Here is a 21796-nt window from a genome sequence, read left to right as displayed (position 1 = left end):
CCCTCAAGATGGGAACGAGGGTGAACTGCTTCTGCAGCTCACCCTCGTTCATTACCTACTGCGTAACAACGAAATGAACTGCCGTACTAGGCTTCGCTGCCAAGAGGATACTTGGTTTTGAGCCAGTACAAGCCGCCCAATACCACCAGGCTGACCACGATCGCCACGGCCACCGGGGTCTGGAAAAGGTAGTACAGGCCGTAAGCCACCGGCATGGCCCCATCGCTCATCACGGTGTAGGAAGCAAAACCGGAGGGGATGTCCAGGGCCGTGGCGCCGGTGTTCACCAGGTTGGTGACCGCCGGGGCCAGATGGGTGGTGAAGATCAGACCAATGCCCATCACGATGGCGCCCAGCAGAGTGGTCAGGATCACGTCGCCGGCCACCAGCGGCGCCAGCATGGCGGCCACGAACACGCCGTCCGCCAGGTCGATGAAGGGCAGGGTCTGGTTGCCCAGCGGAGCCAGGGCCAGCGCCAGCAGGATCTCCACCGGCACCAGCAGCAGGCCGGCGGCGATCACGGTCGGGTTGCCCGCCAGGATGGCCGAGTCCATACCGATGTAGAACTTGCGGCCGGCAAAGCGCTTGGACATGAACTTCTGCGCAGCCTCGGCCACCGGGGAGAGGGCCTCCACCAGGATGCCGACCATGCGCGGGATCAGCAGCATCACCGCGGCGGTGTTGACGGCCGTCAGGATCACGTCCGTGGTGCCCTGGCCGGCAAAGATGGCCAGCAGACCGCCGATGATGAAGCCCAAGACCATCGGCTCACCGATCAGGCCCAGCCGCTTGCGGATGGTGTCCGGTTCCATGTTCAGCTTGCGCAGGGCCGGCACCTTGTTGATCAGATTGGCAAACGGCAGCGCCAGGAGCATGTAGCTGGCCGACTGCAAGTGGGGGATGGAGATACCCGGGATCTTGAAGTGCTTCTGGATCAGCGGGGCAGACCAGTCCGCCAGGAACAGGGCCACCACCAGGCTGAAGGCGGCCGCATACAGGGCCAGCGCAAAGCTGCCGGTCACATAGTTGACCAGCGCGCCGACAAAGGCCATGTGCCAGAAGTTCCAGATGTCGATGTCCAGGGTGTGGGTCAGGCCGAGCAGCAGCAAGATCAGGTTGAGCGCAATGCCCAAGGGGATGATCAGGTTGCCCACCGGCGTGCCAAAGGCCAGGGCCGAAGCGGCCGGCCAGCCGATGTCGATCACGCTCAGGCCGGTGCCGGTGTTCTCGGCAAAGGCCGCGCCGATCGTGCTGACGGTTTCACCCAGCAGGCCGACGGTTAGGAAGATACCGACGAAGGCCACGGCCGTGGTGAGGCCGCTGCGCACGGCGCTGTCCCATTTCTGGCCCAGCACAATGCCCAGGATGGCGATCACCACGGGCAGAACAATCAGGGGGCCAAGCGCATTAAGAAACTCGCCTACGCTTTCAAAAATACTTTCCATCACAGATCTCCTAGTTTGACTAAGGTTTCCTCAACGTGTCGGCCAGCTCTTGCAAGGCTTCTTCTTGCCCAATACCTGTGATGAGGGAAATGCCGTTGATCACCGGCACCAGTTCGTGAAACTCCTTGGGAATTTCTGTGGTGGCCATGATCACGTCCGCGTCCATGCGATCAGAAGAGATCTCGGTCACGCGATACTGTTGAACATTGGCTTCCAGGCCTTGTTCCTTTAGGAAACTTTCCACTTTCAGCCGCATCATGGTGGACGTGGCTATTCCCGTGGCGCACACTACCCAAACTTTCTTCACGTTGCTCTCCTCAATTCGGTATTGGCTGCTTGCGAGCCAGCCACTTGCTTTGTATCGCCCGATAAACCTCCTTCATTTTAGGGCAGTGGCGAAGGGGCCACAATGACTTCCACGCCCATGGCTTGGATTTGGGAAATGATCGCTTGGGAAGCGCTGCTGTCGGTGAGGATAGCCGTGGCCGTGCTGAGCGGGGCCACCGAGGCGAAGGTGGAGCGGCCGAACTTGCTGCCATCCGCCAGGAAATAGACCTTTTCTGCAGAGCAGAGCATGGCCTTTTTGACCGCCGCATCGTCCAGGTTGTATTCGGTAAAACCTTCTTTGATGTTCAGCGCCCCCACGCCCAGGAAGGCCTTGTCCACGTTCAGGTTTCGATACATGCTTTGGGCATACTCGCCGATCAAGGATTTCTCGTCCTGGCGCACGATGCCGCCCGTCAGCATCAGGCGCATGCCGGAGTTGGGCCGGAAGACTTCCAATAGGCTGTTGGCGATGCTCAGGCTGGGGGTCAGGATGGTCAGGTCCAGGCGGTCTTTTAGGGGGCTGACCATTTCGTGAATAGTGGTGCCTACGTCCAGGGCGATGCTGTCGCCATCCGCCACCAGCGAGGCCGCCAGGGCGGCGATGGCCTGCTTGGCTTCGTGGTTCTCCAGCGCACGCGCCCTATAGGTAGGCTCGTTGCTCCGGCCGGTGCCCAGGGTGGCGCCGCCATGTACCCGCCGCAGCAGGCCGGCTTCGTCCAGCTCGGCCAGGTCGCGCCGGATGGTCATCTCAGACACCTGAAAGCTTTCGCACAGATCGGCCACCGTCGCGGCGCTGTTGGCGCGAATGAATTCCAAGATCTTCTTTTGGCGTTTTTGTTTCTCCATAATGATTTATGTTTGAACAAACATCATATTTGTTCTTTCAAACACACTGTACTCCTATCCAAGTGGCGAGTCAAGCGAACAAAAAAAGGCTCCTGGGATCAGGAGCCCTTTTAAAGCTGCCGTATCTTGCTATTCGCCGAAGTTGTTGGCGATCAACTCGCCCAACGCATCCAGCGCGGCCTGCGCGTCCTCGCCCTCGGCGTTGACACGGATGGTGTGGCCGTGCTCCACGCCCGAGGTCAGCACGGAAATGATGCTCTTGGCGTTCACCGCCGCTGAGCCCCGGCTGACATTCTCGAGGGTGATGTCTGCCTGGAACTTGCCCGCGGTTTTTACAAAGGTGGCTGCCGGGCGGGCGTGCAAGCCAATCTCATGCTCAATCGTGAATTCACGTGTGATCACAACTTATCTCCTTACGTAATCTTCACGCAGTAGGTGGCCGCATTATCACACACGCCTGGCAAGATGCGGGCATAAAAGCAGGGGCCAAGTTTATATATATAATGTTCAAGAGATAGGGGGTAAACGGGGTGCTAAATTTCCATAATGACAAATTGCTTGGAGGGCTACTTCTCATTTTCTTGGCTGGGTGGGCTGTACCAGCTTTTCCGACAGTTCAAACAAGCGGCGAGGCCACTGGGTTATGGGCCGCGAGAAGAGAAGGATGACGTTTCAACCTTGAGGTTTTAAGTTTGTTTCGCTACTTGGCCAACTACGTCTTGAGATTTTCCAGATTCGATGCTTAGTATTTTGCTGAGCATCTCTCGATCAATCAAGATGCAGTCATTGGATTTGGCAAGCTGCTTGGCTCCCGGGCTAAATCTATTGTTTGTAATCACAACAGCTTGATCGCAGTTATAGTGCTGCATTCCTGCGACCGCATCACTAACTGCACGACGCGAAACCATGCTTCCCTGCCGTTTACATTGAATCGCATACTTTATATCATTTTTCTCTGCAAGAATATCTACGCCCAGATCACCCGATTTGCCTGACAGACTTACTGCATAACCATGCTCTTTCAAAACTCCAATTATGTATTTTTCAAATTCTATACCGCTCAACTTGTCGATTTTATCAAGTTCACTTTGTGATGGCCCTGCATACTCAGTAAATAATATTGATAGAAAATTCAATACCTCAATAGCATCTTGCGCCTGAGGTGACTTAGAAGCGATTATTGGAAATTCAAACATCCCCTTGCTTGTTTTGATTGTTATTTTTGTTTGTTGAACTTCTATTGTGTGAAACTCGCGGACTTCTAAGCCAGGGGGCATGATATTAAAAACTATAAGAATCTCCCTAACAGCTTGTTCAGCTTTTACCTTGATCCGAACTAACGTATTTTGATACATCTCAGAGTATTCTATGAGTTCAACTGCATGGATGTCTTGGGGCAGGATTCTTGTTTCTTTGTTTGGCGAGTAGGCTATGCTATTTATTTTTGTTGCGAGAGCTATCTTAGCGTCTGCAAGTTGCTTTTCGAACTTAGGACGTTCTGATTGAATGCTGCTTAGTATCTCTCGTATGCGCTTCAAATCTTTAACAGATACGGGTGGAGTAAGTAGAAGAAGCTCTTCTTCTTTTGCCATATCTTTAGAAATTGAGTGAGTTACAAAAGCAATTAGAACCACCGAAATTAAGGCTAAGAAAATAATACCTCTCCAATCGCTTGTCAAAGTACTGCACAAGGATAAGAGTAAGGCTATTGATAGAAGTCCTGAAACAAAGCTCACTTGGCTAAGACGATGGATTTTTCTAGTTGCTTCTTCTTTCCACATAGACCTACCCTTGCCAGTTTGTAGAAGCTCTAATTATGGTGTGTATTCTACTATGCGTAATGCTCGGCTTTGTTCTTCACGGCAGTCTGAAGCCGGCGTCGGGATGATGCTGTGTATAATTAATGGGTTTCGTTACTCGGCGTTAGCTGAGTAGAAATCCTGCATGCTCGCCCGCCAGGGGGCGTATGCGCCCATAGCTCAACGGACAGAGCGACTGACTTCGGAGCGCTGGGATGGTTGTAAATAGTGTCTACTGGCTACTTTGCAATAAGATTTACGGGTAAATCTTGGGGGAGTTTAGTACATGTAGTCTGTGATTTCTAGTGTTTCTAGATTAACTGCAGCAGATTTGCAGCAGGTGGTTGGGAAGGGCAGTTTGGCTGGATGAACTTAGTCTGCGTTTATTTTGTCCTGAAGCCTTTATTATAGTAGAATATTTGTTCAGGATGGCTATGGATAATTCTAAAAACTTTCACCCGGCTTTCTGTGATAGAAGGTAACGGAGCAATGGCTAACAACCCACTCGCTGAAGTTTTCGGCTTCCCGACAGACAACATGTCTGATTTGGCGACGCGTCATCGCAATGGTCGACTCTGCCCCTTTCATAATTCATCTGGTATGAATTGCACTAAGAGTAGTGCAACTGACCCGATAGGTGTGTGTACCATCTTTGACGGCAAGAAAGTCGTTGCAACATGTCCCGTAAGGTTTAGAGAAGATTACAAATTAGTTTCAGATGCAGCTGATTTTTTCTTCCCTGGAAAACAATTCATAGCGCTTACGGAAGCTCGGCTCAAAGATAAGAATGGAAAAGCTGCTGGGAATATAGATGTTGTCTTGGCGGCTGTTGATGACAGGGGAAGAATTATTGACTTTGGTGCGGTTGAAGTGCAGGCTGTGTATATTACTGGAAATGTGAAAAATGTCTTCAAGAAATATATGGAAGATCCAAGTTCAAATTCTGCAATGGATTGGCCAAAGCAGAATTATCCTAAACCAGATTATTTGTCCTCCTCTCGGAAACGATTAGCACCACAATTACTTTATAAGGGCAGCATTTTACATAGTTGGAAAAAGCGAATGGCTGTTGCCGTTGATGAGAATTTCTTTGCGGAATTACCCGATCTTCCAGTTACTGATAAAGCCTCTGCTGATATAGCTTGGTTTGTATACAGTTTTACAAAGAGTGAAGAAGATAGCAGATACGTGCTTAATCTGAAAGAAGTGAAGTTCACAAAATTCAAGGAGACGCTTTCTAAAATCACTATGCCGGAGATTGGTGAGGTAGATGATTTCATTGCTTATCTCGCCGATAGAATCAAAAAAGATAAGACCATGGGCATCCCAGCGTCATCACTTGAAGAACCTGAAGTTGAACCTTTGCCAAGCCAAGTAGAAAACAATGAAGACTGAGCGGACTGTTCAATATAAGTTATGGGAAGAAGCGCAGAGGGTCGTTAATGTTGCCTCTGTTCCTCAGAGAAGCCCATTTCGTTATCCTGGTGGAAAGACTTGGCTCATCCCTAGAATAAGACAATGGTTGAGTTCTTATTCTAAAAAACCAAAATTGCTTGTTGAGCCGTTTGCCGGGGGCGCCATTGTTGGTTTAACTGTAGCGTTTGAAAACTTAGCCGACCAAGTAGTTCTAATTGAACTCGATGAGCAGGTGGCTGCGGTTTGGGAAACAATAATCAACATAAAAGGTGGGGCTAGGTGGCTTGCATCCCGAATAATCAATATTGATTTAACCGCAGAGAGTGCTAGTTCAATTCTGCAATCGAAACCAAAAAGCAAAAAAGAGTTGGCATTTAAAACGATAATACAAAATAGAGTCAGCCACGGAGGTATTTTGGCCCAGGGGGCGGGTTTGTTAAAAAGTGGCGAGAACGGGAAAGGCATCTTGTCTAGGTGGTATCCCGAGACATTGAAAAAGCGCATTCTCGATATTGAGCAAGTCAAACACCGTATTGAGTTTGTATCAGGTAATGCCTTTGACGTAATAAATGAATATTTAAACGATGCCGAAACTATTTTCTTTGTGGACCCACCCTACACGGCTTCAAAAAAACAGGCAGGCAGAAGATTATACAAATATCATGAGCTAAATCATCAAACCTTGTTTCAGATCATGGGGCAAGTAGCGGGAGATTTTCTCATGACATATGATGATTCTGAGGAAGTACGCAGTTTAGCAGTTGAGAACGGCTTTGAGGTCAAGCCAGTAGATATGACAGGGACACATAATGCAAGACGTACTGAACTGCTCGTAGGACGTAACCTTAGCTGGTTGCGAGAATATTAGGAAGCTTCAAAGCCATTTCAAAATTACTGGAATTCAACATTCATCAAGTACTTGCGTAAATCGGGGACAAATGCTATAGTCTGACATAGAATATTTGTTCTTTTCTTGGGTTGTTGGGATTTGCCATTATGAGTGAAAAATCAAACAAGGTTTCTCACCTAGAGTTGATTCAAGCCACCATAATAAGAATGGCTGCAAGTTCTTTTCTCATTAAGGGTTGGTCTGTAACGCTTGTGTCTGCTATGTTTGCGCTTTCAGCAGTTGCGGCGGAAGAAAAATACCATTTTGTCTTCTTGGCCTATTTCCCATCAATTGCATTTTGGATTTTGGATGGTTATTACTTGGGTCAGGAGAAACTTTTTAGGAAACTGTATGACCATGTGCGAAAGCTCGACGATGCACAGATTGATTTTTCAATGGACACTTCGCGATTAGGCAGCATTCAAGAGACATGGTTCGATGGACTCTTTTCTTGGCCTGGGTTGATTTTTCATATGGTGGTGCTGCTCTCAGTGATTGTGGTTACCTTTTGGAATTTTTAGGTCAGAACTTTTAAGTGACCAGGGCCAGGCAAGAATGATCAAACGCTTTCTTAACAACTTAGTTTGGAGGAAAGATGACCCGCAAAGTTTTTTTCAGTTTTGAATACTCAGATGTTTGGCGCGCAAATGTTGTTCGAAAATCGTGGGTAGCTATTGGGCGGGAAGCAGCAGGCTTTATCGATGCTGCAGAAATAGAAACAATAAGAAGACGGGGTGATGATGCAATCAGGAGATGGATAGATACACAGATGGCGGGGACTTCAGTCACTGTGGTTTTAGTTGGTGCAGAAACTTGTAAAAGCAAATGGGTTAAGTATGAAGTTGAGCGCACTATCAGTCTGGGCAAAGGTTTGTTGCAAGTTAATATCAGCATGATTAAAGATCAGTATGGCAAAACTAGTAATTTCTGTGGAGGTGTAGTGCCTTCTGGCTATATGAGCTATCTATGGTTCAAGGGTGACGGAAATAAAAACTTAGGCAGTTGGATTGAGTTGGCTGCTCAGGCTGCAGGCCGATAAATTTTCTAGCCTTTTCTTCCCGGCAGCCTGAACACGGCGGCGGGGTCCCCAGTTTGTCAAGGGGTTGACAGTGTGGGCTTAGTGAGAAACCTTTGCCCTTGACAAGCTGGGGTGCTGCCGTAGGCTGCGAACGGGAAGGAAAAGGCTAAGGGGTGGACATAAAAGACAATTAGCAGGTTGACTCGATTTCTAAGCTGTGCTATTTTCTGGGTGGGACTGGTTCTGGCCCTAGTAACCAGACGCTTGAATGACAAGCGGACGAAAGTCCCCCACGACACTAACGGGAGGTGCGGCCAGCACCGAGTGGCCTGTATAGGCCCCAGGGCAGCGGATTGGTCAGCGGAAGCCCTGAATTTCATGAGACCAAGCCTAACTAAATAGCTGATGTTCTCCGAGGCAGTGTGCCTGTACTTTGGCGTACCTGTTTTCCACAGACCACAGTAAGCAAGAGAGTAGCTGTCGCCGAGCACCGAACCGGAGCGCACGTGAGGAGCACCGGAAGCGGAGCGGAAGTGCACTACTTCTTGCCAATTTCATCGGCAGCCCCCCAATACTGTTAGGGGGGCGTAAATTGGCCAAGGAGTAAATATGGAATTCAGAGTACATTGGTTCGCAATCACCATCTGGGGCACGGCAAACCACGCCTTAAAATTGTGGTCGGTCTGGTTTGAGAAAAGCCTAGGGGTCATGCTTGACCAGGGTTATGGCGCTAGGTTCTACCAGACAATCTACAAGGCATTAGCGGAAAGTAAGCTCTATTGCGCTCCTAGACAGGCTGTAGAGGACGCTGAGCCTCACTTTCAAATTGAGTTGCCCGGCTTGGCTTGTGAAGCGTTGCATCCCAAAATTCTTCAAGAGTTCATGCTCGTTCTGGAGCGCACCGAGCGATTTCAGCTTACTCGTTTAGACTTGGCTTGGGATGGTGTGCCATTCACGCCGGAGGAGTTAGACCAGGCGGGCAAAGAGCAGTTGTTTAGAACCTATGCCAAGCGGGAAACCTTTAGCTACGAACGTTCACCGTATAAACCCAGAGAAGACGGCCAGATAGGGCACTCCATCTTCCGGATGGGCAGCCGCCAATCCTCACGCTATCTGCGGGTCTATAATTTTCATGGCCCGGTTCGGTTGGAGATGGAAACAAAGGGCAGCCGAGCAGACGGCATTGGTAGAGATGTATTGGTTCATGCGCCGGATGAATGGGCGACTAAGGCCATGGCGCATTTGCGAGATTTCGTGGATGTGGATGCACCTTATTGGGTTGAGTTCGTTCGAGGTCAGGCCAGAGCCAACTTCACCATCACCGACGCTCGCACTAAAGAGATGTCGAGAATATCCGAGTGGCTGTTCAAGCAAGTATCTCCCAGTTTGTCGGTGCTTGTGGATGTGTATGGTGAGGGGGCGGTAAAGACCTTACTCGCGGCCGGTCGGAACAAGCGTGGCCGGCGGTTTGAGAGTTTGTTGAGTGGGGGTGGCGATGAGTCTTGAAGTGCAAACCCCCTATCAATTGCTCAAGGCCAGTCAGGTGGCCAAGATGCTGAATATCAGCCGGGCTTTTGCATACCAACTGATGCAGCGTGGGGACATACCCACTATCCGAATTGGGGGGGCGGTTCGGGTGAAGCTGGAAGATCTGAAACGCTTTATTGAGGCAAAGCGGTCAGCGTAGGTGTGGGTTGGTTTACAATGACTCAGAACCACCTGCACCTTACAAACCTAGGGTATAGCCAAACTGCCTTTCCTAATCTCGAATAAGGAGAAAAGGAATGGCTAAAAGAAGAGGCAATCAAGAAGGCGCAATCTACCAAAAAGATAATGGCCGTTGGCAAGCACAATTCTCTATTGATGGTAAACGATTTAGCAAATCGTTTTCTTCTAGAAAAGAATGTGTGAATTGGCTGCGGGAAATGGCCAATCAAAAAGACCAAGGCTTAACCGCCAGAGGGGTAGACCTGACTTTTGAAGAATTCTTTGAAAAGTGGCTGCTCTTGATAGAGCCCAGGGTGCGCCATAAGACTTGGCTTCAGTACAAAGGGATTGGCAACTATCATCTACTCCCGAAATTTGGAAAGGTGAAACTGGCAGACCTAAAGCCAGTAGCGATCCAAGACTTTTATGCTGAAAAACTCAAGGGCGGGCTTGGGGCGCGTTCAGTCCAACTACTTCATGGCGTGCTGCGTTCTTCACTTGGCTTCGCTGAGCGGCAGGGACTAATTCCATATAGTCCAACTAGGCGAGTAGACAAGCCTACTTTTAGGCCGCCGGAAATGAAGTTTCTTTCCGATGTTCAAGTGCGGAGCTTACTTCTGACAACTGAGGGAAGCTGGTTGGGGATGGTGTTGCAGATGGCCGTCACTACTGGCATGCGGCAGGGTGAATTGCTTGGCCTGCGTTGGTCAGATGTAGACTGGGCCAGTGCTACTGTTTTGGTGCGCAGGCAGCTACAGAGAATTCCCTACAAGGGACTTGTGTTCTCAGAACCCAAGAGCCGAAGTGGTATCCGCACTGTGCAGCTAGGAAGATTGACGCTTCGAAAACTGATGCAATATCGAGAGCAGCAAGAAGCAAGATTTGCTCTTGGCGAAAATAAAGAAAATCTTTTGTTTCCATCTTCGGACGGAACGCCGAAAGAACCTCGTGTTTTGTTGGCTCAATTCAAAGCGGCTTTGAAAGCGGCAGGCTTGCCAGAGATGCGCTTCCATGACTTAAGGCATACAGCGGCGTCTCTTATGCTGATGAGTGGCATGGAGCTAATCCGCATTGCCCGGCAACTTGGACATTCGAAGCCGAGTATCACTTTGGACATCTACGGCCATTTGATACCTGGCTTGGCGAACGAATCTGCAGAGCGTTTGGATGAACTTGTAGCTCCATTAACTGCAGCAGATTTGCAGCAGCAAGCTCCAAAACCGGTTTTTAAGGGCGAAAACAGTATAATTTACCCGTAAGCGCCCATAGCTCAACGGACAGAGCGACTGACTTCGGATCAGTAGGTTGAGGGTTCGAATCCTTCTGGGCGCGCTGAACAAAAACGCACCGGTCAACCGGTGCGTTTTTGTTCAGTCTCAGCGTAAAATTTCCCCATGCCTGCCAAACCCGCCCTCGTGCTTGGCGCCGGCGTCTCCGGCCTGTCCACCGGCATCCTGCTGCTGCAAGCTGGGCGGCCGGTGACCCTGTGGGCGCGTGAGCTGCCGCCGCACACCACCTCCAACCAGGCGGCCGCCCTGTGGTTCCCCTACCTGGCCAAGCCGCTGGAGCGGGTCAACGCCTGGGCGGCGCACTCCCTGGCCTTCTTCCGCCAGCAGCTGCTGCCGGACCCGGCCAGCGGCTGCCGGCCGACAGTGGTGCATGATCTTTATGCTCACCCCGTGACGGAGCCGTGGTGGGCTGCCGCGGCCGGCGGCGTCTACCGCCGCCTGGACCCGACCCGCCTGCCCGCCGGCTACCAGGACGGCTTCGAGACCGAGTCGGTGGTCATCGACACCAGCCTCTACATGGACTACCTGGTGGCCTGGTTCCGGCGTCTGGGCGGCGAGCTGCAACAGAAAGACGTCCAGCATGTCGATGAAGCATTGGCGGTCGCCGATGTGGTGGTCAACTGCACCGGGCTGGGCGCCCGCCAACTGGCGAGCGATGACAGCCTCTATCCCGTGCGCGGGCAAACGCTCAAGGTGCGCCCCAACGGTGTGCAGCACTCGATCTTGGACGACGAAGGCCCCAATTCGCTGGGCTACATCATCCCGCGCAGCGCGGACATTGTGCTGGGGGGTACGGCCCAGGCAAATGATTGGGAGACCGACCCGCGCGCCAGCGACCGAGAAGACATCTTACGTAAAGCCGCTGCCTTGCACCCGGCCTTCGCCCAGGTCGAGATCCTCGCCGAAGGCGTCGGCTTGCGCCCGGTGCGCCCCAGCGTACGCCTGGAGGCGGAGCGGCTGCCCGGCGACCAGCAGCTGATCCACAACTACGGCCACGGCGGGGCGGGCTTCACGCTCAGCTGGGGCTGCGCGCAGGAAGTCGTGCGCCTAGTGTCGTCCTGAGCGCGTCTTCGGTGGTTAATAAAAAGCTCTTCGCCAAAGCGAAGAGCTTTTTCTATTCTTCTTGAAGGAGAACAGCTTTTACGGCTGCGAGATCTCCACGTACTCCATCTCCACCAGCACCGGCGTTCCGTCAAAGGATGACACGCCCACCCCCGCGAAGCCCTCTTCGAACAAGTTGTCTTCGATCGTGCGGATCTCCACGCCATTCATCCCCAGCGTCAGGCGGTTGCCTTTGCAGATCATGGTGTAGTCGTTGGTTTCCTTGCCAATCCGCATATTGGCCACACCGCCGCTGTACAGCTCGCGGAAGTTGTTGTCGCTGACTGTGTAGCGGTAAATGGCGTAGAGGCCGTTGTTGGCTACATTGAACTCATACCAGCCGCGCTCACTTACCCGGCAGATCAGGCTGACGTTGTTGTTGTTATTCCCCAGGTTCTTGGCGCGGAAGTCCACGCGCACATCGCCATAAGTGTAATTGTCATAGGTGTAATAGGCCCAGATGTATTCGCCTTTGATGTCGAACACCAGGCGGTCGCGCTCGGTGTAGAGCTGGAAGTCCCTGGAGTCGCCGCTGAGCAGGTAATAGGTCCAATCCATAGGCGGCTCAGAAAATTCCTCCACGTAGTACGGCCCCTTGTCCGTCACTGCGGGGGCTTCCTGTTCCTGCTCTTGCTGCTGTTCTTCTTCCTGTACCTCTTCGGTAGCCGGCGCACCCAGGCCGCGCTGGGGTTGCTGCTGGTCCGACTGGCGCTGTTGCTGCGCCTCCAACGCCTGTTGGGTCGCACTGAGCGCACGCTCCGTGGCCGCCAGGTTCTCGGATTGGGCATTGCCGGAGCTGCAGGCCGCCAACAAGATGGCCAGCATTGTGGCGGTTGCGACCAGCAGGCCGCGGGGATTGATACCGATCATGAGAAATCTCCTCATTACTAACAATGTTTGAGCAGTATAAAGCAAAAGCCACCAAAAAATTCAGTCGCTTCAGGCGGTTTTTTCAGACAGAAGCAAAACAAAAAAGCCTCCGAATTTCGGAGGCTTTTTAGAGTTTAGCGTCCTGCCAGCGGCCCAGCGCCTTTGATGGCGTCTGAGGCGCTCGCTTCGAAGCGCTTGAAATTCTCATGGAAGAGCTGCGCCAGCTTGGCGGCCTGCTCGTCGTAGGCCGCGGGGTCGGCCCAGGTGCTGCGCGGCACCAGGACCTCACTGGGCACATCCGGCACTGCCTTGGGGATCGCCAGGCCGAAGACCGGTTCGGTCTCCGTGGGGGTGTCGTTCAACCGCCCATCCACCGCGGCGCGCACCATCGCCCGTGTGAAGCCCAGCTTCATGCGCTTGCCCACCCCATACGGCCCGCCGGACCAGCCGGTGTTCACCAGCCAGGCCTGCGACTTGTGCTTGGCCATTTTCTCGGCCAGCATCTCCGCATACACGGTGGGGTCCCAAACCATGAAGACCTCGCCGAAGCAGGCCGAAAAAGTGGCTTCCGGCTCGGTCACACCGCGCTCGGTGCCGGCCAGCTTGGCCGTGTAGCCGGAGAGGAAATAGTACATGGCCTGCTCCGGGGTCAGCTTGGCGATCGGCGGCAGCACGCCCCAGGCGTCTGCGCTGAGGAAGACGATGTGGTTGGGGTGTCCGGCCATGCCGTCTTTGTCGGTGTTGGAGTTGAAGTGGATCGGGTAGGCGGCCCGAGTGTTCTCGGTGATGTTGTCGCTGTCCAGGTCCGGCGTACGGTCCGGGTTGAGCACCACATTCTCCAGCACGGTGCCGAAGCGGTGCGATGCGGCATAAATGTCCGGCTCCGCCTCCGCCGAGAGTTTGATCACTTTGGCGTAGCAGCCGCCTTCCAGGTTGAAGACGCCGTTGTCGCTCCAGCCGTGCTCGTCGTCGCCGATTAGCGCCCGGTCCGGGTCGGCCGAAAGCGTGGTCTTGCCCGTGCCGGACAGGCCGAAGAACAGCGCCGTGCTGCGATCGGCGCCCACATTGGCCGAGCAGTGCATCGAAAGCACGCCCTGCTTGGGTAGCAGATAGTTCAGCGCGCTGAAGATGGATTTCTTCAGTTCCCCGGCATAGCGTGTGCCGCCGATCAGCACCAGTTTCTTGGTCAGGTGCACCAGGATGAAAGTGCCGCTGCGCGTCCCGTCCGTTTCTGGGTCGGCCTGCATTTCCGGCGCGTGCAGTACGGTGAACTCCGGTTCAAAGTCTTTCAGTTGTTCAGCCGAAGGGCGGATGAACATGTTGTTGACGAACAACATGTGCCAGGCCGATTCGGAGACGAAGCGCACTGGCATGCGGTAGGCAGGGTCTGCACACGCGAAAACGTCCCGAGTGTAGATTGCGGGACGTTCTTCCAGGTAGGCCAGCACCTTCTGGTGCATCAAATTGAACTTTTCCTCGTCGAAGGGTACATTGATCTGGCCCCAGTGCACGTCCTGTTCCGTAGCCGTTTCACGCACCGTGAACTTGTCCTTGGGTGAGCGGCCGGTGTGCGGGCTGGTGACCGCATTGAAAGGGCCGTCGGCGGTGAGCTGCACCGCACCGGCTTTCACTGCGTGCTCATATACTTCGGGGACACTCAGGTTCTGGTGGGCTTTGCTAAGGTCCAGGTTGGCAGTCGCTGAGGGGTTTTGGGTCATCGATTCCGTCCTTGGGTTTTTGGATGATGTTAAGCCAATTATACGCCCCCAATCTGGTCGGTCTGGCAATCCCCGCGATTGCGGGTGAGAAGGCGGCAGTATGGCTACAATGGGCCACAGCCGAAGGAATACGCCATGCCAAACACACAGAACTTATATGAAACCCTGCGTACCCACCTGCAAACCGGCAACCTGAGTGGGTTGCGCCGTCTGCTGAAGAAGCAATACCCCGCCGACCTGGCCGAGGCCCTGGAGCATTTGCCCGCCGCCCAGCGCAATCTGGTCTTCGGCCTGCTCAGCCCTGCCGATCAGGCCGAAGTGCTGCATGAGCTCGGCCCCCAGGCCGTGCGCAGCGTGCTGGATGAGCTGCCTGTCGCCCAAGCCGCCGCCATCCTGAACCTCTTGCCGATGGACGAAGCCGCCCACGCGGTGGGCGTGCTGCAGCGCCGGCGGGCTGCCATTCTGGCCGCCCTGGCCCCACGCCAGCGCGCCGATGTGCAGCGCCTGCTCAGCTTCCCGGCCGAGTCCGCCGGGCAAATGATGACCGAGCAGTTTGCCCGCCTGGACCCGCAGATGACCGCCAGCCAGGCCTTGGCCCACCTGCGTAAGATCTCACGCAAGGTCGAGACGCTCACCAACCTCTACGTGGTGGATGGCGCTGACGGTCTGTTGGGCGTGCTCTCCTTGCGTGAGCTGGTCATTGCCGCGCCAACTGCCAAGATCGCCCGGCTGATGAACCGCCAAGTGATCAGCGTCTTGCCTGAAACCGACCGGGAAGAGGTCGCCAAGCTGCTCTCGCGCTACGACTTCCTGGCCATGCCCGTGGTGGATGCCGACAACCGCATCCTGGGCATCATCACCGCCGATGATGTAATCGATGTGCTGGCGGCCGAGCACGCTGAGGATCTGCTCAAGTTTGGCGCGGTGCAGAGCGGCGTGGAGGCCGAAGCCTACTTCAGCGTCCCCGTCTGGACGGTGGTCACCCGCCGGGTGGGCTGGCTGCTGCTGCTGTTTGTCGCCGGCACCATGACCGCCTCTGTGCTGCAGTTCTTCGAAAAGGAACTGGCCGCCGTGGTGGCCCTGTCCTTCTTCATCCCCCTGCTGATCGGCACAGGCGGCAATACCGGCGCCCAGACCGTCTCCACGCTGATCCGCGGCCTGGCGACTGGCGAGCTGCACATGCAGCACATGGGGCGCATCATCCAGCGTGAATTGCTGACCGGGCTCATTCTGGGCACCCTGCTGGGCCTGGTGGCCTACGGGCGGGCGCTGTTGTGGAGCCCTGAGCCGGACCTGGCCATGGCGGTCGGTTTGGGTGTTTTGACCATCTGCGTATGGGCCAACGGCATTGCCGCCTTTATCCCCCTGCTGGCCAAACACTTCAAGATCGACCCTGCCGCGGTTTCGGCGCCGCTCATCACCACCCTGGTGGACGCCACCGGCCTGGCGATTTATCTGGTGATCGCCAAGCTGACCCTGAATATCTAGGCCGGTGTCTTTCGGGCGGCCACGATCAGCATCATCGGGCGGCGCAGCTCGTCTTGCATGCCCTCCACGCTGGCCAGCATCTCCGCACTCGGCTGCGGTTCGGCCACACCGCGGATCTCAAAGCCATTCTGCAGCAGCGCCGAGAAGTAGTCGGTCAGTGTGCGGTGGTACTTGATCACCGTCTCGCCCAGGAAGTTGGCTTCTCGCTTGCCGGAGTAAAAGTAGTTGTCTACGGGGAAATGCTCGATCATTCCCTGTGCGTCGCGTTGCCAGTCCTGGCTGCCCTGCGCTGTGAAGACCGGATGTTCCGCCGAGAAGACAAAGTCCCCGCCGGGTTTCAGCCAGGTCCACACCTTCCCGGCAATGTCGTCAAATGAGGCCAGGTAGTGAAAGGCCAGAGAGCTGATCACGGCATCAAAAGAACCCTCGGCGAACTCCGCCTCCTCGATCGGGCTGCATACATACTTGATCTCGCCGGACGTCTTTTCGCGAGCCACAGCCAGCATTTTCTCTGAGATGTCCACGCCCACCACGGAGGCCGCGCCGTGCTCGATGGCGTATTGGCAGTGCCAGCCAAAGCCGCAGCCCAGGTCCAGCACGGCTTTGCCCTCAAAGTCTGGCAGCATGGGCTGCAGGGTATGCCATTCCCCGGCGCCAGCCAGCCCTTGCACCGAGCGGTTCATTTGGCTGTATTTGCTGAAAAAAGCCTCGTCATCGTACATGTTCTGCTTCATGTGGCCATTCTACTTGGTGGCCAGCCTGCAATTTGGTTAGACCTGGCCCAAAGCGGGCCAATTTGGGGTGCCTCCCTTGACACCCGCCGCGTTGTCCTGTATATTCCGGTAACGATGACCTTTACCCCCATATATGATACATTTTTCGTGAGACCACCCGCGGAGTAGCTGAATGCGGACGCTGACCTCCAACCGAAGTGGTTCTCGGGGAGGAGTGTCAAAGAAAATTGGCGCACCCTGGCAAGCCCAGGGTGCGTTTCTTTTTGGCCCCGTGGTGGTCTCGCTGCAGGATGGGGGGTGATCGCCGGAGAGCCGATAAACCGCCACCCTTTTGCGCATTCGCCATTTCCAACGGAGGAAGAAGTGATGTTTCATAAAAAGGTTGTATTTGCTGTACTGCTCAGCTTGACCCTGATCCTGGGCGCCTGCGCCCCAGCGGCCAGCCAGCCGGATCCGGCTGCCGGCGACGATGCCGCCGAAGGCCTGACCATCGGCCTGATCCTGGTAGGCCCGCGCAACGATCATGGCTGGAGCCAGGCCCACTACGAAGGCGGTCTCTTCGTGGAAGAGCATCTGCCCGGCAGCCGGGTGATCGTCTTTGAGTCCCTTAACCCGGCTGACAAGCCGGAAGCCACGGTGGCCAGTGTGGTCGCCGATATGGTGGAGCAGGGCGCCAAGCTGATCATCACCACTTCGGACGAATTCGAGGAAGACACCACTACGGTGGCTGCCTCCCATCCCGAAGTGGTCTTCATTAATGTCTCCGGGGATGACGCTCGCACCGGTGAAGCCCCGGCCAACCTGGGCAATGTGATGGGCCGCATGGAAGACATGAAGGCCATCGCCGGCTGCGCCGCAGCCCTCAATACCCAAACCGGCCACATCGGCTATGTCGGCCCGCTGATCAACCACGAGACCATCCGCCTGACCGCCTCGGCCTACCTGGGCGCCCGCCACTGCTACGAAACCTATCGCGGCGAGGATCCGGCAGCGCTTAAGTTCGACGTGACCTGGATCGGCTTCTGGTTCAATATCCCGGGCGTGACCCTGGACCCCACCGAAGTGGCCAACAACTTCTTCGATACGGGTGTCGACGTGATCATGAGCGGCATTGACACCACCGAAGCCATCGACGTCACTGCCCAGCGCGCTGCCGCCGATGAAGCCATCCTGGCTGTGCCCTACGACTATCTCAACGCCTGCGACAGCGCGCCGGCCTTCTGCCTGGGCGTGCCCTTCTTTAGCTGGGGTCCGGCCTACCTGGCCCTGGCTGAGTCCGTGGCCGCTGGCACTTGGGAGCAGAGCTGGGATTGGAACGCCGCCAACTGGGACGCGCTGACCGACCCCGGCCAGACCGATGTGGGTTGGTTGGACGGCCCGGCGCTGCAAGGCCAGGCCGCAAGCGACCTGCACGACTTCATCGCCAAGCTAGCGGCTGGCGAAGTGGACCTGTGGGCCGGCCCGGTCAACCTGCGCGACGGTACCGTGTATGTGGCTGCCGGCCAAAGCGCCACCGACGAGCAGATCTGGTACCTGCCCGCCTTGCTGCAGGGCATGGGCGAGAGCCAATAACGCATTTCCCCAAGCAGACCTGGGGCTCAATTGAGCCCCAGGTCTGCTTTTCTTTCCGCTGAGGTGCAGGTAAGCCATGCGCGTAGAACTCGACAAGATCTCTAAAAGTTTTGGCCCAGTGCAAGCCAACCGGGGCATCAGCCTCACCTTTGAAGCCGGGCGGATCTACGGGTTGCTCGGCGAGAACGGGGCAGGCAAAAGCACGCTGATGAAGATCCTCTCCGGCTACCAAACGCCGGACAGCGGCCGCATTCTTCTGGACGCTGTGCCCCAGCAATTCCGCTCCCCGCTGGATGCGCTGGCGGCCGGCATCGGCATGCTCTACCAGGACCCGCTGGATGTGCCGCCCTTCACCGTGTTGGAAAACTACCTGCTCGGCCGGCCGGGCGGCCTGGCGATCCCGCGGCGGCACGCCGCGGACCAGCTGCGCCAATTGGGCCAGCGCTATGGTTTTGAAATCCATCCACACGAGCGCATCGAGGACCTCAGCCTGGGCGAGCGCCAACAGCTGGAACTGCTGCGCCTGCTCTCGGGCGGCGCGCAGTTGCTGATCCTGGACGAGCCGACCACCGGCATCAGCGCTGACCAGAAGACCGTATTGTTCAATTCCCTGCGTGACCTGGCCCGCAAGGAGCGCAAAACCCTCATCTTGGTGTCGCATAAGCTGGAAGAAGTGCAGGAGCTGTGCGACCAGGCCATCGTGCTGCGCCAGGGCGACTATGTGGGCGGCGCCAAGCTGCCTTGCCCCAGCCGGAAGCTGGTGAACCTGATGTTTGCCGAACTGCCCCAGCGCCCCCTCCGGCCGCGCCCGGCGGCGGGCACACCCCAATTGGAGTTGCGTGACCTGGTGGTGCGCACGCCGCGCCTGGAGCTGCAACCCGTGGACCTCAGCCTGCACGCCGGCGAAGTGCTGGGTCTGGCCGGCCTGGATGGCAACGGGCAGGAACTGCTGCTGCGGGCCTGCGCCGGCCTGCTTCCGCTGGCCGGCGGCGAGCTGCGCCTGGCGGGCCAGCGGCAGCCCCGCCTGGACTATTTGACCGCCCGCAAACTGGGCCTGCATTACCTGGCCGCTGGCCGCCTGGAAGAAGGCCTGGTCAGCGGCATGACCCTGGCGGAGCACATGGCCCTGGTCAGCCAGAACGGCCTGTTCGTGGACCGCGCCGCCAGCCGCTCCCAAACCCGCCAACGGATCAAGCAATACCAGATCGTCGCCCGGCCCGGCAGCCGGGTGGAGGAACTCTCCGGTGGGAACCAGCAGCGGGTCTTGTTTGGCCTGCTGCCCGACGATGCGCAGTTGATCCTGGCCGAGCATCCCACTCGCGGCCTGGACCTGCGCTCCAGCGATTGGATCTGGCAGCAGTTGGATCAGCGCCGCCGCGAGGGCGCCGCCATCCTGTTCCTCTCCGCCGACCTGGACGAGCTCTTGGAGCGCAGTGACCGCATCGCGGTCTTCTCTGGTGGGCGCATGTCGCGCCTGCTGGACGCGCGCCAGACCAGCTTGAACGAACTGGGCCATCTGATCGGGGGCGGCGCGTGACCCGCCCAGCCTGGCTGGCCCAACTGTGGACGCTGGCGCCGGTGTTGGCGGCGCTGCTGCTCACCAGCTTGCTGCTGGTCACCTTTGGCACCTCTCCCGCTGAAGCCTTCAGCGCCATGTGGCAGGGCGCTTTCGGCAATCAGGACCGCCTGCTGACCACTGTAGCGTTCTGGATCCCGCTGCTGCTCAGCGCCCTGGGCCTGCTGGTCAGCTTTCGGGCGGGTTTGTGGAACATCGGCATTGAAGGGCAATTTATTCTGGGCGCCATCGGCGCCAGTTGGGTGGCGCTTTCGCTGCAACTGCCCGCGCCGCTGCAGATCAGCCTCGAAGTGCTGGCCGCCATGGCCGCCGGCGCGCTGTGGGCGGCCCTGGCCGGTCTGCTCAAGCGTTGGGGCGTGCACGAGATCTTTGGCGGCTTGGCGCTCAACAATCTGGCGGTGATCCTCACCAATTTCCTGATTTCCGGACCCTGGCAGCCGCCCGAGGGCGGCAGCTTCCGCGGCACGGCCCCTTTCCATGCCGATGCGCTGCTGCCCCTGGTGGGCAGTACGCGCTTCAGCCTGGTGGCCCTGGCGCTGGCTGGGCTGGCCTTTGGCCTGGTGGTGCTGGCGCTGCGCAACAGCAGCTGGGGCCTGCGCCTCAAGGCGCTGGGCCGCAACCCGCGCTCCGCTCTGCTGCTGGGCGTCTCCAGCCGGCGGGAGACATTGCTGGCCATGGGCTTTTGCGGCGCGCTGGCCGGGCTGGGTGGGGCGGTGCGCGTGCTCAGCTGGTTCGACAGCCTGCGCCAGAGCATTTCCGGCGGCATCGGCTACCTGGCGTTGATGGTCGTGATCCTGGCTGCTTTCCGTTTGTTCTGGACGCCGCTGGTGGCCTTCTTTTTTGCGTCAGTATTGAGCGGCAGCATTGTCCTGCAGCTACGCACCCAGCTGCACTCTTCGCTGGGTGATATCCTCACCGGCGTGATGGTGCTGCTGGTGCTTTTGTTTGGCGACCGGGAACGCTTGCAGACCTGGTGGTCTGAAGTGCGCTCCGCCAGGCGCACGCCCGGGAGGCAAAGCTGATGGATGCCAACTGGATCGCGATTGCCGCCTCGATCGTCTTGCAATCTTCGCCGCTGATCATCGCCGTGTGTGGCGAGACGCTCAGCGAGCGCGCCGGCGTGGTCAACCTTTCGCTGGATGGCAGCCTGCTGCTCTCCGCCATGGCGGGCTTTGCCGCCGCTTATGTAAGCAACAGTCTGCTGCTAGGCTTTTTGGCGGGAGCTGGGGTGGGGGCCTTGATGGCTTTGGTCGTCGCCTTCGGGAGCCTGGCCCTGCGCCAGAGCCAGGTGGCGGTCGGCTTCGTGCTGACCCTGTTGGGCGACAGCCTAAGCGCCTTCCTGGGCCAGAACTTCACCCGCCTGCCGGGCATCTGGGTGCCGCGCCTGCCCATCCCATGGTTGAAGGACATTCCGGTGCTGGGGCCGATCGTGTTCAACCAGGACTTAGTGGTCTATTTCGCCCTGGCGCTCACTTTGGCCAGCACCTGGTGGATCTTTCACTCGCGGCCCGGCCTGGCGCTGCGCAGCGCCGGCGAACGCCCTGAGGCGGCCTTCGCCCGCGGCGTGGCGGTGCGCAAGCTGCGCTACGCCTACGCCGTGCTGGGCGGGGCGCTGGTCGGCGTGGCCGGCGCGGCCTACTCGCTGGACGTCAAGATCGGCTGGGCCGAGGGCCACACCCGCGGCCTGGGCTGGATCGCCTTGGCCATCGTCATTTTTGGCGGCTGGTCGCCGCTGCGCGGGGCGCTGGGCGTGCTGCTTTTCGTGGCCACCCGCTCGGTGATCTCGGTGGTCTTGCAGCGCAGCCTGGGCGAGTCCTCCGTGGTGGTCTTGAATGCGCTGCCCTGGCTGCTGATGCTGCTGGTCTTGTTGGTGGTCAGCGGCCGCCTGGGCGGCCAGCTGCTGGCCCGCCTGCCGGCCCCGCTGCAGCGGCCCCTGCGTGGTCTGATGCAGGCCGCGCCGCCCGCGGCGTTGGGCGCGGAATTGAAAGAAGGATGAAACAA

General features: G+C 56.9%; 21 protein-coding genes and 1 tRNA gene. 14 read left to right on the top strand and 8 right to left on the bottom strand.

Going from position 1 to position 21796, the window contains the following annotated elements:
- Positions 1–86 precede the first annotated feature (86 nt).
- The 5 genes from KF885_00695 to KF885_00675 form a co-directional block, all read right to left on the bottom strand.
- The gene (locus tag KF885_00695; protein MBX3047671.1) at positions 87–1445 is read right to left on the bottom strand and encodes a hypothetical protein; all 1359 of its coding nucleotides are present in this window, start codon (positions 1443–1445) and stop codon (positions 87–89) included.
- 19 nt (positions 1446–1464) lie between these two features.
- Entirely contained in the window at positions 1465–1752 is a 288-nt protein-coding gene (locus KF885_00690) for a PTS sugar transporter subunit IIB (GenBank protein ID MBX3047670.1), read from the bottom strand.
- 77 nt (positions 1753–1829) lie between these two features.
- Positions 1830–2618 (bottom strand): DeoR/GlpR transcriptional regulator, encoded by a 789-nt coding sequence (locus KF885_00685; GenBank protein ID MBX3047669.1) that lies wholly within the window; start codon positions 2616–2618, stop codon positions 1830–1832.
- A gap of 129 nt (positions 2619–2747) precedes the next feature.
- Positions 2748–3020, bottom strand: a complete 273-nt coding sequence (locus KF885_00680) for an HPr family phosphocarrier protein (GenBank protein ID MBX3047668.1) — start codon at positions 3018–3020, stop codon at positions 2748–2750.
- 284 nt (positions 3021–3304) lie between these two features.
- A complete protein-coding gene (locus KF885_00675; GenBank protein ID MBX3047667.1) occupies positions 3305–4399 on the bottom strand; it encodes a restriction endonuclease in 1095 nt (364 codons plus the stop codon).
- 507 nt (positions 4400–4906) lie between these two features.
- Between KF885_00675 and KF885_00670 the strand changes: the two genes are divergently transcribed.
- The 9 genes from KF885_00670 (at position 4907) to KF885_00630 (ending at position 11798) form a co-directional block, all read left to right on the top strand.
- Complete coding sequence (locus KF885_00670; protein MBX3047666.1) at positions 4907–5812, top strand: hypothetical protein; 906 nt, start codon at positions 4907–4909, stop codon at positions 5810–5812.
- Positions 5802–6701 (top strand): DNA adenine methylase, encoded by a 900-nt coding sequence (locus tag KF885_00665; protein MBX3047665.1) that lies wholly within the window; start codon positions 5802–5804, stop codon positions 6699–6701. The genes KF885_00670 and KF885_00665 overlap by 11 nt, the downstream gene beginning before the upstream one ends.
- A gap of 128 nt (positions 6702–6829) precedes the next feature.
- Positions 6830–7243 (top strand): hypothetical protein, encoded by a 414-nt coding sequence (locus KF885_00660; protein MBX3047664.1) that lies wholly within the window; start codon positions 6830–6832, stop codon positions 7241–7243.
- 74 nt (positions 7244–7317) lie between these two features.
- Positions 7318–7761: a TIR domain-containing protein gene (locus tag KF885_00655; GenBank protein MBX3047663.1), complete on the top strand. Its 444-nt coding sequence runs from the start codon at positions 7318–7320 to the stop codon at positions 7759–7761.
- A gap of 588 nt (positions 7762–8349) precedes the next feature.
- Positions 8350–9246: a replication initiation factor domain-containing protein gene (locus tag KF885_00650; protein MBX3047662.1), complete on the top strand. Its 897-nt coding sequence runs from the start codon at positions 8350–8352 to the stop codon at positions 9244–9246.
- Positions 9236–9427, top strand: coding sequence for a helix-turn-helix domain-containing protein (locus KF885_00645; protein ID MBX3047661.1), 192 nt, complete (start codon positions 9236–9238; stop codon positions 9425–9427). Before KF885_00650 ends, KF885_00645 begins: the two co-directional genes overlap by 11 nt.
- A gap of 97 nt (positions 9428–9524) precedes the next feature.
- A complete protein-coding gene (locus KF885_00640) occupies positions 9525–10706 on the top strand; it encodes a site-specific integrase (protein MBX3047660.1) in 1182 nt (393 codons plus the stop codon).
- Positions 10707–10779: transfer RNA gene (locus KF885_00635), tRNA-Arg, on the top strand.
- A 62-nt stretch (positions 10780–10841) separates the two neighbouring features.
- On the top strand, positions 10842–11798 hold the full coding sequence (locus KF885_00630; protein MBX3047659.1) for an FAD-dependent oxidoreductase: 957 nt from the start codon (positions 10842–10844) through the stop codon (positions 11796–11798).
- 78 nt (positions 11799–11876) lie between these two features.
- Here the strand turns inward: KF885_00630 and KF885_00625 are convergent, their stop codons facing one another.
- Positions 11877–12707 carry a hypothetical protein gene (locus KF885_00625; GenBank protein MBX3047658.1) on the bottom strand — a complete coding sequence of 277 codons (831 nt, stop codon included), beginning with the start codon at positions 12705–12707 and terminating at the stop codon, positions 11877–11879.
- A gap of 134 nt (positions 12708–12841) precedes the next feature.
- Positions 12842–14425 carry a phosphoenolpyruvate carboxykinase (ATP) gene (gene pckA / locus KF885_00620; GenBank protein MBX3047657.1) on the bottom strand — a complete coding sequence of 528 codons (1584 nt, stop codon included), beginning with the start codon at positions 14423–14425 and terminating at the stop codon, positions 12842–12844.
- Between the two features lie 135 nt (positions 14426–14560).
- On the opposite strand from pckA, the gene mgtE reads away from it, so the two are divergent.
- A complete protein-coding gene (mgtE, locus tag KF885_00615) occupies positions 14561–15913 on the top strand; it encodes a magnesium transporter (protein MBX3047656.1) in 1353 nt (450 codons plus the stop codon).
- Here the strand turns inward: mgtE and KF885_00610 are convergent.
- Positions 15910–16647, bottom strand: a complete 738-nt coding sequence (locus KF885_00610; GenBank protein ID MBX3047655.1) for a class I SAM-dependent methyltransferase — start codon at positions 16645–16647, stop codon at positions 15910–15912. The two genes, mgtE and KF885_00610, sit on opposite strands and share 4 nt — an antisense overlap.
- A gap of 366 nt (positions 16648–17013) precedes the next feature.
- Here KF885_00610 and KF885_00605 point away from each other — a divergent pair, with 366 nt between their 5' ends.
- The 4 genes from KF885_00605 to KF885_00590 all read left to right on the top strand — a co-directional run bounded on the left by KF885_00605 (position 17014) and on the right by KF885_00590 (position 21791).
- Complete coding sequence (locus tag KF885_00605; GenBank protein MBX3047654.1) at positions 17014–18219, top strand: BMP family ABC transporter substrate-binding protein; 1206 nt, start codon at positions 17014–17016, stop codon at positions 18217–18219.
- A 76-nt stretch (positions 18220–18295) separates the two neighbouring features.
- Positions 18296–19756 (top strand): ATP-binding cassette domain-containing protein, encoded by a 1461-nt coding sequence (locus tag KF885_00600; GenBank protein MBX3047653.1) that lies wholly within the window; start codon positions 18296–18298, stop codon positions 19754–19756.
- Positions 19753–20817: an ABC transporter permease gene (locus KF885_00595; GenBank protein MBX3047652.1), complete on the top strand. Its 1065-nt coding sequence runs from the start codon at positions 19753–19755 to the stop codon at positions 20815–20817. Before KF885_00600 ends, KF885_00595 begins: the two co-directional genes overlap by 4 nt.
- Positions 20817–21791 (top strand): ABC transporter permease, encoded by a 975-nt coding sequence (locus KF885_00590; GenBank protein MBX3047651.1) that lies wholly within the window; start codon positions 20817–20819, stop codon positions 21789–21791. The genes KF885_00595 and KF885_00590 overlap by 1 nt, the downstream gene beginning before the upstream one ends.
- Positions 21792–21796 lie beyond the last annotated feature (5 nt).

Source organism: Anaerolineales bacterium (assembly GCA_019637805.1).
Lineage (GTDB): Bacteria > Chloroflexota > Anaerolineae > Anaerolineales > UBA11579 > JAMCZK01.
This window is presented reverse-complemented; position numbering and strand designations above follow the sequence as displayed.